This window comes from Comamonas thiooxydans (assembly GCF_000964545.1).
In the GTDB taxonomy this organism is placed as follows: Bacteria; Pseudomonadota; Gammaproteobacteria; order Burkholderiales; family Burkholderiaceae_C; genus Comamonas; species Comamonas thiooxydans.
In genome coordinates, this window is the sequence record NZ_BBVD01000015.1 from 22,089 (window position 1) to 35,780 (window position 13,692).

13 protein-coding genes are annotated in these 13,692 nt (G+C 58.4%); 12 read left to right on the forward strand and 1 reads right to left on the reverse strand.

The features are described from left to right. The first annotated feature begins 36 nt into the window (after positions 1-36). Both Cth01_RS20390 and Cth01_RS20395 read left to right on the forward strand, forming a co-directional pair. A complete protein-coding gene (locus Cth01_RS20390) occupies positions 37-408 on the forward strand; it encodes a hypothetical protein (protein ID WP_045840216.1) in 372 nt (123 codons plus the stop codon). A 38-nt stretch (positions 409-446) separates the two neighbouring features. After that, positions 447-1,496: a DMT family transporter gene (locus Cth01_RS20395; protein ID WP_045840217.1), complete on the forward strand. Its 1,050-nt coding sequence runs from the start codon at positions 447-449 to the stop codon at positions 1,494-1,496. An 815-nt stretch (positions 1,497-2,311) separates the two neighbouring features. Here Cth01_RS20395 and Cth01_RS20400 read toward each other — a convergent pair. Continuing rightward, positions 2,312-3,544: a DUF4382 domain-containing protein gene (locus Cth01_RS20400; RefSeq protein WP_045840218.1), complete on the reverse strand. Its 1,233-nt coding sequence runs from the start codon at positions 3,542-3,544 to the stop codon at positions 2,312-2,314. 348 nt (positions 3,545-3,892) lie between these two features. Between Cth01_RS20400 and Cth01_RS20405 the strand changes: the two genes are divergently transcribed. The 10 genes from Cth01_RS20405 to Cth01_RS20450 all read left to right on the forward strand — a co-directional run bounded on the left by Cth01_RS20405 (position 3,893) and on the right by Cth01_RS20450 (position 13,558). After that, on the forward strand, positions 3,893-4,273 hold the full coding sequence (locus tag Cth01_RS20405; RefSeq protein WP_045840219.1) for a cupin domain-containing protein: 381 nt from the start codon (positions 3,893-3,895) through the stop codon (positions 4,271-4,273). A gap of 229 nt (positions 4,274-4,502) precedes the next feature. Next, positions 4,503-5,465 carry a chromate resistance protein ChrB domain-containing protein gene (locus tag Cth01_RS20410; protein ID WP_045840220.1) on the forward strand — a complete coding sequence of 321 codons (963 nt, stop codon included), beginning with the start codon at positions 4,503-4,505 and terminating at the stop codon, positions 5,463-5,465. A 24-nt stretch (positions 5,466-5,489) separates the two neighbouring features. After that, positions 5,490-6,692, forward strand: a complete 1,203-nt coding sequence (locus Cth01_RS20415; RefSeq protein WP_045840221.1) for a chromate transporter — start codon at positions 5,490-5,492, stop codon at positions 6,690-6,692. 12 nt (positions 6,693-6,704) lie between these two features. Continuing rightward, positions 6,705-7,325, forward strand: coding sequence for a hypothetical protein (locus Cth01_RS20420; RefSeq protein ID WP_045840258.1), 621 nt, complete (start codon positions 6,705-6,707; stop codon positions 7,323-7,325). A 25-nt stretch (positions 7,326-7,350) separates the two neighbouring features. After that, a complete protein-coding gene (locus Cth01_RS20425) occupies positions 7,351-8,259 on the forward strand; it encodes a Fe-Mn family superoxide dismutase (protein ID WP_045840222.1) in 909 nt (302 codons plus the stop codon). Positions 8,260-8,263: 4 nt separating this feature from the next. Continuing rightward, the gene (locus Cth01_RS20430) at positions 8,264-8,722 is read left to right on the forward strand and encodes a chromate resistance protein ChrB domain-containing protein (RefSeq protein WP_045840223.1); all 459 of its coding nucleotides are present in this window, start codon (positions 8,264-8,266) and stop codon (positions 8,720-8,722) included. Positions 8,723-8,745: 23 nt separating this feature from the next. Beyond that, positions 8,746-9,162, forward strand: a complete 417-nt coding sequence (locus Cth01_RS20435) for a hypothetical protein (protein WP_139032113.1) — start codon at positions 8,746-8,748, stop codon at positions 9,160-9,162. 642 nt (positions 9,163-9,804) lie between these two features. Then, on the forward strand, positions 9,805-11,751 hold the full coding sequence (locus Cth01_RS20440; RefSeq protein ID WP_082085693.1) for a methyl-accepting chemotaxis protein: 1,947 nt from the start codon (positions 9,805-9,807) through the stop codon (positions 11,749-11,751). 575 nt (positions 11,752-12,326) lie between these two features. Beyond that, on the forward strand, positions 12,327-12,950 hold the full coding sequence (locus Cth01_RS20445; RefSeq protein ID WP_045840224.1) for a glutathione S-transferase family protein: 624 nt from the start codon (positions 12,327-12,329) through the stop codon (positions 12,948-12,950). Positions 12,951-13,123: 173 nt separating this feature from the next. After that, positions 13,124-13,558: an FMN-dependent NADH-azoreductase gene (locus Cth01_RS20450; protein ID WP_428839337.1), complete on the forward strand. Its 435-nt coding sequence runs from the start codon at positions 13,124-13,126 to the stop codon at positions 13,556-13,558. The last annotated feature ends 134 nt before the right edge of the window (positions 13,559-13,692 follow it).

The following is a 13,692-nucleotide window of genomic DNA, read 5'->3' on the forward strand; positions in this document are numbered from 1 at the left end:
AGCCCTTGATGCGCCTCGCTTTAGCTAGGAATAGTTATGAAAAAACTGCTGTCTGCAGCTGTCGTGGGCCTTTCTCTGATCAGCATGAATGCCATGGCTCATGGCACTGCCAAGCCTCAGCACGGCGGCATTGTCCAATCGGCCAGCGATCTGTCCTTTGAACTGGTTCCACAAGCCAATGGTGCTGCCATGTACGTAATCGATCACGACGATCCTGCTGACGTGAGCAAGATGGGCGGAAAACTGACCGTGCTCAATGGTGCGGAAAAATCTGAAGCCGACATCAAGCCTGCCGGTGGCAACAAACTTGAAGCAATGGGCATCAAGGTTGCCAAGGGCAGCAAAGTTGTTGCAGCAATCACCGGCGTTGACGGCCAAACTGTCACCGTGCGTTTTTCGGTGAAGTAATACCCAGCTCGACAAGGCATAGGTAAGACGAGGTAGTTATGAATGTTTTGGCAAACCGTGGAGTTGTGGCCGCACTCAGCGCAGCAGTTCTGTTTGGTGCAGGTACACCAGCAGTCAAGATGCTGCTGGAGCATGCCAGTCCCTGGTTGATGGCAGGCATTCTCTACCTCGGCTCTGGTATAGGCCTGATGATCTACAGGCTGATTACGCAAGCTCCTGCAGTCGCTCTGAAGCGAAATGAGATGGGATGGCTTGCTGGGGCTGTCATTGCTGGCGGCATGATGGGGCCGCTGCTTTTGATGACAGGCTTGTCTGGGATGGCGGCAACCGATGCCTCTCTGCTGCTCAATGCCGAGGGCGTACTGACTGCCGTTCTCGCGTGGTTTGTTTTCAAAGAAAACTTTGATCGCCGTATCGCCTTGGGTATGGTGGCGATCGTCGCTGGTGCAATCGTGCTCAGCTGGCCGAGCCAAACGGGCACTGCCAGCCTCTGGCCCACGCTTGCAGTGCTCGGTGCTTGTCTGTCCTGGGCCATTGACAACAATCTGACCCGTAAGGTGTCGATTGCGGATGCCTCATTCATTGCCATGATGAAGGGCTTGGCTGCCGGTGCTACCAATTTATTGCTGGCTCTGGCAACTGGTGCAGTCTGGCCGTTACCAGGAGTCGTGGCCTTGGGTACGGTGATTGGCTTCCTGAGCTATGGCACGAGCTTGGTCTTGTTCGTGATCGCCTTGCGCTATCTGGGTACAGCTCGCACAGGCGCGTACTTCTCCATCGCGCCATTTTTTGGAGCCATCCTGGCGATCGTTCTCCTGGGAGAGCCAGCATCGCCTAGATTGTTCGTCGCAGGCGTTCTGATGGGTATCGGGGTTTGGCTACACCTTACTGAAAGCCATCAGCACGAGCACACCCATGAGTTGCTGGAACATAGTCATGAGCACGAACATGATGAGCATCATCAGCATGTCCATGAGGATGGGCTGCCGGCAACCGGTAAGCACGCGCATTTACACACTCATGAGCCTATGACGCACACCCATGAGCATTTCCCGGACATTCATCACCAGCACGACCATAAACATTGACCATTGCTGCAGGAGCTCTTGAATTCGCTTTGGGGAGCGTATGCCACCAGATACGCAATGCGGCCCAAAGCAGTCATTTACTTTCAATACACCGACTTCTGCTTCGGTCGATGGCTGCATCGAAGTGTCATCTGGTGTTGCTGTCGCCACGCCGCGGAAGCCGCGCCGTGCTCTTGATCGATAGCAGTTCGGGCCGATTCCCAAACCTGCTCAAGAGATCAAACCAAATGCCTCAGACTTCGGTGTAAAAAAAGCCACCCGGTGCAGGGTGGCTTAAGGAGGCTTCACTCATATCCGAGTTACTGCGCTCATTCAAAGACATCAATTAGGGTGAATGCTTTCACAAATGCCAGAGGGTGTCATTATTTTCTATTGAGTGATGCAAATTAATACAAATTTTCTATTATTTGAGGCCTTGCATCCGCCTTGCTAAGGACAAAAAAGCCACCTTGTAGGTGGCTTAACGAGATGCCAACTACGTCTAAGTAGTGGCGCTCAAATAGTCTTGATGCGATAGAGCATGTTTGCTTATTCGTTCATGTGGGTATCAACTCGCCAAAGACCTGTGCCCGTTTTAGCAATTGCCTTTCTTGGCTTGGCCAGGGGGGCAGAAATTACCCCCGCCTCTTGGACTGTCAACCACAACGGACCCACTTGGTGTGTAGACAGCACATCCGCTCAACAGAGTGCCGACAATCGCCAGAATTCCTAGCACTTGTTTCATCTCAGATCCCCCTTTTTGATTTCTTTGGCTTATGCCCTTGCCACCCCGGGTCAATTGACTGACCTGAAGTGGCATGGACTTTTCGGCGCTATTAGGGAGCGAGCACCAGATCCTTGGTGGTCACACTGTTGGCGGTTGCCAGCGTCACGGCTGGCGCAGTGGTCTGAGTGGTGTAGCCGGCAGCGCTACCCAAGATGTTGTACTTGCCAGCGGCCGCGGTGTCTGCAGTGAAAACCAAAGGCCCGCTTGCAACGTAAGGTGCCTTGTTGGGCGCCAGCAATGGCAGATTCAGGCTGTAGTTTGCATTGGCGGGATCAACCAAAGTCCATGCAACATCAAGCCTCTGACCTGCACTCAGCACCTGCTGGGCATTCACATCAGCATCGGTCAAAGGCGTATTGGATGTGTTTGTCACCTTGCCCGCAACAGTCGCTGAAGCAGATGTCGGCAGCGGAATGGGGGCTGTCGATGCGTTGAGCGTGGTGGTACCAGCAGCGATCGAGACAGGAATACCAGTCACTGCGGCGGTGGTCAGGTTCTGGCCTGCAAGGACGACGGTGTAGTTGGTGTTCTCCGGCAGGTAGGCCAGCACGAACTTGCCTGTGGTGGCATTGGGCACGGTGGCGCGCAAATTGTTGTCCGGGTCACGCGTGGACACTACAACGCTGGAGGCCAGAGCAGGATCCACATAGCCCACAATTGCTGTAGTCAACCGTTTGATGACGGCCACCACGGGTTTGAGGTTGTAGTTGCCTGAGTTACCTGCCTTGACAATGGACTTGCAGGCATCGAAGTCCAGAACCATATCGGCGACCTGGCCGCCGGTGACATTGAAGTTGGCCTTCAGCTTGAAGCCGCTTTGTTGGCCGCTGGGAGTGGTTAGCGCGATCTCGTTGGTCGAGCCCGACAGCACCAGTGCATTGGCCAGCGGATTGGCTGATGTCGGGTTGGAAGGATTGTCAGCCAGCACCAAGCGGACTTGCTGGTAGTTGCCAGCCGATAGCGGCAGCGAACCCAATTCCTGCAGCACGCCATTGGTCAAACCGAGCAGGTCAATGCGCTGGGCAGGAATCGTCAACTCGCTCCAGCCAGAATCAGTGGTACCTGCCGTGGCGCTCTGATGCACGCGGATTTTGGTGACTGTGACATAGACATGGTCATAGCCACACGCCGGAGCGTCGGTCATGGCCAGCTTGAGCGTGCCTTGCTGTGGGGTGCTATCGCCACCACCACCGCCGCCACATGCTGCCAGGCCGGCAGCAATCAAACCCAGACCCGTCCAGCACAAGGCCTTGACAGGCCGAAATCCACGCGAGTTACTCATAAGCTACCTTCTTGGTGATAAAGACTGCGCAATGCTAGGAGGCTCCGTCAGCGTCGTGTCAGTGCAGTGTTACGGATTGTGGGTTCCGGTTTGCTCTTGATCTATATGCGATTCAGGCAACGACAGCATTTGGTAACAAAACTCTTGAAACTCGGTTGTGTGCTTCACATTACCAAAGAAAGCTGATCGCCTGCAATGGGGTCTCCGACGCCCGTTGCGACCCACCTTTTTGTAGGTATTGCCATGCGCATGGCACAGCGATAGCTTTTCATTTGTCCTCTCACTCATTAGCGACCCCCTTAAGAATGCCGCGATGGCAGGGGGACGGCTTAATTGAAGGAGAAAATCATGGTCACTCCAGTCAATGTTGAAAAGCTGGAAGTCAAGTCGCATGGCACGCCGGACGAGCTCCGCACACCCAACAAAACCCGTGTCGAGGTGGTGAAGCTCCAAGGCTACACAATAGGGCGATTTAACTTCGAACCCGGATGGCGTTGGTCAGAATGCATCAAGCCTGTGGTGAAGACCGAGTACTGCCAGCTCTCGCATGTGGGGCATGTCGTTTCGGGAACGCTCACCGTGCAGATGCAAGACGGCTCGAAGAAAACGCTCAGTCCAGGCGAGTCCTATGCAATTCCTCCCGGACATGATGCCTGGGTAGAGGGCGGTGAGCCTTTCGTAGGCCTGGAGATGCTCAGTGCAGATATCTACGCAAAGTCTTCCCCATAGCGCTAAGCGCAAATTGCGCGGTCCAAACGATTCAGAGTCTGAGTCCAGATAAGGGCGCATGCAGCCCTGCTGGATGACGGCTCAAGGTGGGTCAGTACAAGCAGACAGGTCATCTCACGTTGGAGTGAAGGTCAATTAAGCACAGCCCCCGAATTGGCTTCCGGAATCATAGTTTTGTAGAGATCACTACATCATTGCAGTAGTCATTACGGAATCCTATGCTTCCGACATGACTCTTACTCTGGACTCATGGCTGGCTCTGATCATCAGCCTTCCGGCCTCTAGCGCGACGCCACGCATGCGGATCTGGCGTGCCGTGAAGGCGTTGGGCTGTGCTGCCCTGCGCGATGGCGCCTATCTGCTGCCCTCAAAGGCTGAGCAGGCCGAGCAACTGCAAACCTTGGCGGACGAAGCTTTGCAGGAAGGAGGTCAGGCCTGGCTGCTCCATGTACAAGCCCAGGACATGGCTGAGCAAGCCGTCTACCAGGCGCTGTTTGACCGCACCGAGGGCTACACGCAATGGCTGCTAGACCTGGCCGAAGCGCGAAAGTCGATGGCCAGCCTCGGCTCAGCAGAGCTCAATCGCTTGCAGCGTCGCCAAGCACGCGCCTATGAGGCCATCCGCAGAATCGATTTCTTCCCCGGAGAGACCTCCATTCGGGCCGAAGCCCAGTGGCGAGACTTCAACAACGCCATTGACTCCATGCAGTCACCTGGCGAGCCGCAGGCCACTGCTGGACGCATAGCCAGTCGCGATCGCATGCAATACCAAGGGCGTCTCTGGGCGACCCGCCGCAATCTCTGGGTAGATCGCGTGGCCAGTGCCTGGCTGATTCAGCGGTTCATTGACCCTCACGCACGCTTCCAATGGCTAGACACCCCTGCTGACTGCCCGACAGATGCGCTGGGCTTCGACTTCGATGGTGCGACCTTTTCGCATGTCGGCGAACGCGTGACCTTCGAGGTGCTGCTCACGAGCTTTGCTTTGGAGGGTGACAGGGGTCTCTCGCGCCTCGCAGAGATGGTGCATGCGCTGGACGTAGGCGGTGCGACCACGCCCGAGGCCAGCGGCTTCGAGGCTGTTCTGGCCGGAGCGCGCAAGCGCTGGCCGGATGACGACGCGCTGCTGGTCGACATCGGCGGCGTGCTCGATTCGCTCCATGCCCATTTCTCGAGCCCGCGCAAGCCGTAGACATCAACAACTGCAAAGCCCCATATGAACGACCTCAACACAACGATGGCGCCCGAAGAGAGCGCCTTCAGCTCCCCTGGCTACACGCTCTGGCAGCTCGTGCGCTACATGCTGGCTCTAGGCAGTTGGGGTTTTGGCGGCCCCGTGGCCTTGGCCGGCTATATGTACCGCGATCTGGTGGAAAAGCGCCGGTGGATCACCGATGCCGACTACAAGGAAGGCTTGGCCCTCGCCCAACTGATGCCGGGACCGCTGGCCGCGCAGTTGGCCATCTATCTGGGCTATGTCCATTACCGGTTTCTGGGCGCCTCCCTCGTAGGGATCGCCTTTGTTGTCCCATCCTTCTTCATGGTCGTGGCGCTTGGCGCGGCCTATGTGACCTACGGCGGTATCGGCTGGATGCAGTCGGTGTTCTATGGCGTGGGGGCCGCCGTGATCGGCATCATCGCCATGAGCGCTTACAAGCTGACGACCAAAAGCATCGGCAAGGACAAGCTGCTGTGGCCTATTTTCCTGATCAGCGCGGCCGTCACCGTGATCACCAAGTCGGAAGAGGTCTGGCTGTTCCTCGGTGCTGGCGTGCTGGTCTGGTTCTGGCGGGCACCTCCTGCATGGCTCAAGCGCGGCGGAAATTTGAACGGCGTGACGGCCCCACTGGTCGGAATGTTCGCGCTCAGCACCATCGACTGGACCAAGCTCAAGCAGATCGGCCTGTACTTTGCCTATGCCGGCAGCTTCGTTTTCGGCAGCGGCCTGGCGATCGTGCCCTTCCTCTACGGCGGCGTCGTCAAGGAATACGGCTGGCTGACCGATCAGCAGTTCGTGGATGCGGTGGCCGTGGCCATGATCACACCGGGCCCGGTGGTGATCACTACGGGCTTCATCGGCTACCTGGTCACAGGCTTCTGGGGAGCCGTGGCAGCGGCAGCCGCCACCTTTGTGCCTTGCTATCTGTTCACGGTGATCCCTGCGCCGTACTTCAAGAAATATGGCAAGCGCCCGGATGTCATCGCCTTTGTCGATGGCGTCACCGCCGCCGCCATCGGCTCCATCGCGGGGGCAGTGATCGTCATTGGCCAGCGTTCCATCTCCGACTGGATCACCGCAGCGCTGGCAATTGCGACCGCAGCCATCCTGTGGCGCTTCAAGAAACTTCCCGAGCCGGTCATTGTGGTTGCGGCAGCCCTCATCGGCTTGCTCGTCCATCCGCTGGTTACGCACAGTTGATTGGAGAACACCATGCAACGCATCTTGATTGGTATCACCCTGGCTGCGCTGGCTTCCAGTGCGAGTGCGCAGGCTCCAGGCTTCGATGGCACTGTCCTTGGCGCATCCCCTCACTATTGGCGCTGCGGCGTCACTGGCGGCGGTACACCCCATTGGGTCATCACTACCGAACCCGGCTCCACTCACTCTGACAGGGTGTTGCTGCAGGATGGGCACGGCACCTATCCCTGGTGCGTGAAAGTGGGAACCTCGATCACCGACGGCTATGTCGAAACACGGTTCAAGCCCCTGGCGGGCCGGGAAGACCAGGCAGGTGGCGTCGTCTGGCGCTGGAAAAACGCCGACAACTATTACGTCGCCCGCGCCAATGCGCTGGAGAACAACGTCTCGCTGTACTACGTTGAGGGTGGCATTCGCAAGACCATCAAGTACATCGATGCGCCAGTGGCCCCTGCCTCCTGGCACACCCTGCGAGTCGAATTCTCCGGAATGCATATCGCGGTTGCGCTGGACGGCAAGCGCTACATCGAGCTGGACGACAGCCATATCGCCGGGGCCGGCGCCGCCGGCGTCTGGACCAAGGCCGACAGCGTGACCGCCTTCAGCCGTTTTCACGCGGGCTCAAGCAACTAACGACATCCCCACACAGGAGCATCCCATGGATCTGCAGCCACGTCCTCTTACCCTGAATCCGGCGACCCTCAACGGCCTGTCGGAGAAGCTGATCGTCAGCCACCACGCAAACAACTACACCGGCGCCGTCAAGCGCCTGGGCGCCATTCGACAGCAGTTGGAACAACTGGACTGGCCGAGTGCACCGGTATTCACGATCAATGGCCTCAAGCGCGAGGAGCTGATCGCCGCCAACTCGGCCTGGCTCCACGAGCTGTACTTCGACTCGCTGGGCGGCGACGACGTCTTGCCGGATTCAAGCTTTGCCACGGCTCTGGCGTGTGACTTCGGCAGCGCCGACCGCTGGCGTTCGGAGTTCAGCGCACTGGCCAAGGCCATGGGTGGCGGCTCGGGCTGGGCACTGTTGTCTTGGTCAAGCCGTGAATCGCGGCTGATCACCCATTGGGCTGCCGACCACACGCACCTGCTGGCCGGGGCCACTCCGATCCTGGCGTTGGACATGTACGAGCACGCCTACCACATGGACTTCGGCGCCAAGGCGGCTGCCTATGTGGATGCCTTCATGCAGAACATCCGCTGGAAGGAAGTGGCGCGTCGCTATGCCGCCGCCGTTGACGCGAATGCACAGCCCTGGTCGGTCGCACCGCAGGAAATCGGCCCTGACGCCCAGCTCATTGACGTGCGCCGGGCGGCCGACTACGTGAAAGCGTCTGATCGCCTGACCGGAGCTACCTGGCGAGACCCTGCCCAATTGGCCGAGTGGAGCGCGGGACTCGATGCCTCCAAACCTGTCCTCTTGTACTGCGTACATGGCCACGATGTCAGCCAGTCCGTGGCGCTCGCTCTGCGGGCGCGCGGCTTCGATGCGCGCTATGTGACCGGAGGCATCGAGGCCAGTCGCGCCGCTGGCCTCGCACTGGAAGCAAAGGAGTAGCACCATGCAATGGATTACCCGTGAACGCCCCAAGATCGACCGCATCGCCTGCCCCTGGCTGATTGCGCGCTTCATCGACAAGGAGCCAGAGTTTCTTTATGTGCCTGCCAGCGAGGTGCTGAGCACCGCCAAGGCCACCGGCGCCATCCCCTACGACATCCCGAATGTTGAGCTGAGCCATGTGGGCGAGCTGTGCAGCTTTGATGCCTTCCTGGCGAAGTACCAGCTCCATGATCCGGCGCTGGATAAATTGGCCGAGATCGTGCGCGGCGCAGACACCTCGCGGCTCGATCTGACGCCGCAGTCGGCAGGGCTCTATGCACTGTCGCTCGGGCTGTCGCACAACTTCAGCGACGACCACGAAATGCTCCACCACGGCATGGTGATGTACGACGCGCTCTATGCGTGGTGCCGCGCCTGCCAGGCCGAGACGCACAACTGGCCGCCGACTATGACTGCCTAACCACCTGGACCGAGACCATCAAAATGTTTGCGTTCTCCCTACAACCCCAGGTCCGTCATCGGGCCTGGGTTTCCCGCCTCGCGCTCGCCGTATGTGTCCAGGCCGTAAGCCTGACTGCCGCTTCAGCCGCAGTTGGGCATGGCGAGCTCACCGGCTCGCAAATTCACGCCGTAATCGTTGGCAAGTATGTGACTGATGACCACCATTGGGGGCACAAGTATTTCCCTGATGGGCGCGTTGAGCGGCTTGAGAACGAGCGATTGAAATCAGCTCACTGGTCCATCAAGAACGACCGGCTGTGCTTGCTGCAACCAGAGATCAGTAAGAACGAGCCTATCTGCTACCGTGTAGTACGTGACGGGAAAGAGTTGCAGTACGTGGATGACAGCAACTATGTGGTGTTCCGTGGTCTAGTGAAGCCCATGCCGAAACGTGAGTAGGACTTAATCGGGGGTATTCATGCACTTCATGTCGCGCGCTACATGAACAAGGACCAGAAACTTTAATTTCGCTCTATCGGGTGACAGGCAAACGCGGCAGTCGGATGGCAGCCATAGAACTGCCGCTAATAGACCAGGCCATTGTGATCAGTGGCGGCAATTGCCGCTATTGCAGTCGCTCGGTACGGATCGTCGAGTGACGCATACGGGTCGATAGCACCACTTCAGTACGCGCATAAGCAGTCACTTGGTGCTCATCAGACTCCGGCAACAGCATCAAGGTGCAGAGCAGAATTTCTCTACAGCTTTGGCGCAATGGCTGCATTGAGCAACAGCAGCCATGCGTGAACGACGGCAACTTGCCTGACGCCAGCACCGGTCTTTGAAGGTCGCCTGTCCTGAACAGCTGCCTCACAAGAGTCTTCTTGTGGGCAGCAGCCAGTTCGACTTGCTACCACTCAATCCTGGCGGTCCGCCTCTTGTCGTCAGTGCATGCCTATGAGTGACGTGACCGATAACGCAACAGCCAAGAGATCAATTGAAAGGTCTTAGGGAAATTTCCTCCCTCGCGAAGAAATTCTCATTACCTGAATCAAGGTACATTGACTTCCCACAAATTATTACGCTTTGTGGAATGTTTTCATGTTAAATAGCCTGCGTGCACGCCTGATCGGTATCTGTGTAGCCATCACCACACTCTCACTGCTTGCCTTGGCGCTCTCCACCTTTTTCTCGGTGCGTAGCAGTACCGAGCGCTCGCTCGACGAGCGCATAAGCCAGCTCACGAAGCTGCATGCCAATGATCTGGCCGAGTGGGTGCGAGACAAGCAGCGCATCACCAGCTCGCTGCAGCAGGCAGTAGGTAAGCAGGAGCCCGTGCCCTTTTTATTGGCGGCCAAGCAGGCCGGCAATTTCGACGATACCTATTTCGTCTACGCCAGCGGTGCCCATGTGTTCTCCCACCCCATGCCAGAGAACTATGTCGGTACGGAGCGCCCCTGGTACAAGCAGGCCGTGCAGGCAGGCAAGCCCAGTGTGACACCTCCCTACATTGATGCCAGCACCGGCAAGCTGACGATCAGCTTCGTCGAGCCCGTAGGGCCGGCCGGCCAGTACGCCGCCGTGGTTGGCACGGACATGCATCTGGATACTGTGACGCGCAAGGTGAACTCCATCCACGCCACGGGCAAGAGCTTTGCCTTCCTGCTGGACGGGCAGTCCAACATCCTGGCCTATGCCAAGGCGGAACTGGTCATGAAGCCCTCCACCGGCATCGCGCCGCAGCTTGATGGCGGGCTGCTGCAGAAACTGGCCCAGGACGGTGGCAGTGCCGAAGTGGACGTGAATGGCGCAACGCAGCTGGTCTATGCGTCCCGGGTGGAGGGCACGCCCTGGTTGCTGGGCGTGGCCGTGGACAAGACCGAGGCTACTGCCGCCGCACGCCAGTTGCTGCAGATGGAGATGCTGATCGCGGCGCTTTGTGTGGTGGTGGCCGTGGCGCTGCTGTCGGCCAGCGTGAACCGCCTACTGCGCCGTCTCTTAGTCGTGCGCGATGCATTGGAGGATATTGCCTCGGGTGAAGGCGATCTAACGCGGCGCCTGGATACCGCGGGCAAGGACGAACTGACCCAGATCGCCACGGCATTCAATCATTTCACTGACAAGATCGCTGCCGTGTTGCTGCGCATCCGCCAATCCTCGGAGTCAGTGCGGATTGCCACCAGCGAGATCGCCAGCGGCAACCAAGACCTGTCCTCGCGCACCGAGCAGCAGGCCAGCTCGCTCGAAGAAACCGCTGCGGCTATGGAGCAGCTCACTGCCACTGTTCAGCAGAACGCGGCCAGCGCGCGCCAAGCCAGCGAGCTGGCGAGCAATGCCTCCGAAGTGGCCACACAAGGCGGCGCCGTGGTGGACCAGGTGGTGCAGACTATGGGCGGCATCGAGGCCTCGGCGCGCCGTATCGTGGACATCATCCAGGTCATCGACTCCATCGCCTTCCAGACCAACATCCTGGCGCTGAATGCGGCTGTGGAGGCCGCGCGCGCCGGCGAGCAGGGCCGCGGCTTTGCCGTGGTGGCGTCCGAGGTGCGCCAATTGGCGCAGCGTTCGGCCGAGGCCGCTAAGGAAATCAAGACGTTGATCGATGATTCCGTGAGCCAAGTCAGCACGGGCAGTCGCCTGGTGAATGCGGCGGGCACCACCATGCGGGAGGTGGTGGACAGTGTCAACCGCGTCACGGCCATCGTGGCCGAGATCAGCAATGCCAGCCAGGAGCAAAGCCGGGGCATTGCCGAGGTCGGCAGCGCCGTTACTCAGATGGACCAGAGCACGCAGCAGAACGCCGCGCTGGTGGAACAGGCCACAGCAGCGGCGCAGTCGTTGCAGCAGCAGGCGCACCAGTTGGCCGAAGTGGTGGCAGCCTTCAAGCTACAGGCCCACGATGCGAGCGAAGGCAGTGGTCTGTTGGCCGGTTCCGCGGTTGGCTCGCATCGCTTGATGTCCCCCGGAACCTCCCTACAGGCACAGACTAAAAACACGGTCGCTTCCCAAGGCCTCGAGAAGGATGAGGAGATCCTCTCTCAAATTTGATTGCTGATACGGCCGTCATCCGGCCCACTCGTGCATTTCATGGACATCAGGGAGCGTCCTGGAGAACGCTTGATCGGCTAGCGCCGTGAGTCGTCGGTACGGCACAATCAGCAGCCTCGACCTCAAAGCTATCCCTGCCAAGATTAGTAACAAGGAAGCGATGCTCCCCAGGGGGGCATCGTTTTTTATGGCCTAGCCTATGACAGGCGTGACCTCGTCACGCTCATGACCTTGACTGCTGATGGCTCGATGCAGCCATGAGCCGCAGCAATCGCTCCATACCAGGCATCGGTCGTCGAAGCTTAGATGACGGCAAATGGCCGTGAACAGTCCTTGGACGAAGGCTCCTACCGGCCAGAAGCAGACAGCTGCAGTGCGCCTCCGATCAACAGCTTCGGGTAGAGCAGCGACTGCAAGAATCTGCCAGAAGCCATCGCCCAGATTTAACCCAAAGCCTAAGTGCTGCTTAAATGCGGCGAGACGTGGATGATTTTCTAACTGGCCGGCTCGCTTTGTACGATCAATGCCCGCATAGATTCACCTGAAAGCGTCACTCGGCAGAAGAAAGGCAGGATATGTTGCGCGTGTTGGGCAAGGCATCGTCAATCAATGTACGCAAGGTACTCTGGGCCTGCGCCGAAATGGACATACCTTTTGAGCGAGAGGATTGGGGGTCAGGCTTCAAGTCGACCCATACGGTTGAATTCATGGCGCTCAATCCCAATGCCATGGTGCCGGTCATCCAGGATGGCGATTTTGTTTTATGGGAGTCGAACACCATCATTCGCTATCTGGCCAACCGCTATAGCGGCGCTGAGATTTACCCGCTCGATGCGCTGGCGAGGGCGCGAGTTGACCAATGGATGGACTGGCAGGCAACGGATCTCAACAAGTCCTGGAGCTATGCCTTCATGTCATTGGTTAGGCACTCTCCCGAGCACCAGGACAGCCATGCGCTGGCAACCGGCTGCCGGGAATGGTCGAAGCATATGGGGATCCTGGATCGGCAACTGGATTCGACCGGTGCCTACGTTTGCGGCGAGGCGTTCTCTCTTGCGGACATACCTGTTGGACTGTCAGTAAACCGGTGGTTTGAAACACCGCTGGCGCACCTGGACTATCCGGCGGTACGGGACTATTACGAGCGCTTAAGCCGTAGGCCGAGTTATCGTCTGTATGGCAGAAATGGAATGCCCTGAGAGGCTGGCTAACGGCCAGAAGTGGTCACTCAGTGCACAGTTGGCGCTTCGTCCTGCAAGACTAATGACGACCTTAGCTGCAGAGGTCACACGCGGTCTTACCTAGCGACGATTCTTTCAACGACGACTTTGAGGTTTTCAAGCACTTCCTCAAGTGGCTGGCCCATCTGTACGTGCACGATAGCGCCATCCACGGGCAGCGAAAGCGACTGGCCTGCAGAGACAGTGTGGTCGCCGAACAGCTCATCGCCGAACTCAAGTCCAGCGACCTACTGCTGATCGGCGCTCCCATGTACAACCTGAACGTGCCGACAGCACTGAAGAACTGGTTCGATCTGGTGGCCCGCGCCCACGAGACCTTCCGCTACACAGAAACCTATCCGATGGGTCTGGTGGAAGGCGTCAGTGCCGTAGTCTTCAGCTCGCGCGGCGGCATTCACCTGGGGCAGATGACCGACGCTGTCACGCCCTATCTGCGCTCGGTGCTCGGCCTCATGGGCATCAACGAGGTGGAATTCGTCTACGCGGAAGGCATGGACATCCGCCCGCATGGCGTAGAACAAGGCATGGCCAACGCCCATGCGCAGATCACCGAACTTACGGCCTGAGCGAAATCCTCAACACCAACGCAAACAAAAAGCACTCCATCGGAGTGCTTTTTCACAGCAACGTGCGATAGTCACCCGACGCTACACAGCAGGCGTAGACAAGCAAAGCTCAAACGACAGCAACGGGTCGCATG

What these genes read in the sequence shown, in the direction of transcription:
- Cth01_RS20415 (WP_045840221.1), top strand. Translation starts at nt 5,490, where the DNA reads ATGAACGACCTCAACACAACGATGGCGCCCGAAGAGAGCGCCTTCAGC.
- Cth01_RS20430 (WP_045840223.1), top strand. Translation starts at nt 8,264, where the DNA reads ATGCAATGGATTACCCGTGAACGCCCCAAGATCGACCGCATCGCCTGC.
- Cth01_RS20420 (WP_045840258.1), top strand. Translation starts at nt 6,705, where the DNA reads ATGCAACGCATCTTGATTGGTATCACCCTGGCTGCGCTGGCTTCCAGT.
- Cth01_RS20405 (WP_045840219.1), top strand. Translation starts at nt 3,893, where the DNA reads ATGGTCACTCCAGTCAATGTTGAAAAGCTGGAAGTCAAGTCGCATGGC.
- Cth01_RS20425 (WP_045840222.1), top strand. Translation starts at nt 7,351, where the DNA reads ATGGATCTGCAGCCACGTCCTCTTACCCTGAATCCGGCGACCCTCAAC.
- Cth01_RS20440 (WP_082085693.1), top strand. Translation starts at nt 9,805, where the DNA reads ATGTTAAATAGCCTGCGTGCACGCCTGATCGGTATCTGTGTAGCCATC.
- Cth01_RS20445 (WP_045840224.1), top strand. Translation starts at nt 12,327, where the DNA reads ATGTTGCGCGTGTTGGGCAAGGCATCGTCAATCAATGTACGCAAGGTA.
- Cth01_RS20400 (WP_045840218.1), bottom strand. Translation starts at nt 3,544, where the DNA reads ATGAGTAACTCGCGTGGATTTCGGCCTGTCAAGGCCTTGTGCTGGACG.
- Cth01_RS20395 (WP_045840217.1), top strand. Translation starts at nt 447, where the DNA reads ATGAATGTTTTGGCAAACCGTGGAGTTGTGGCCGCACTCAGCGCAGCA.
- Cth01_RS20390 (WP_045840216.1), top strand. Translation starts at nt 37, where the DNA reads ATGAAAAAACTGCTGTCTGCAGCTGTCGTGGGCCTTTCTCTGATCAGC.
- Cth01_RS20435 (WP_139032113.1), top strand. Translation starts at nt 8,746, where the DNA reads ATGTTTGCGTTCTCCCTACAACCCCAGGTCCGTCATCGGGCCTGGGTT.
- Cth01_RS20410 (WP_045840220.1), top strand. Translation starts at nt 4,503, where the DNA reads ATGACTCTTACTCTGGACTCATGGCTGGCTCTGATCATCAGCCTTCCG.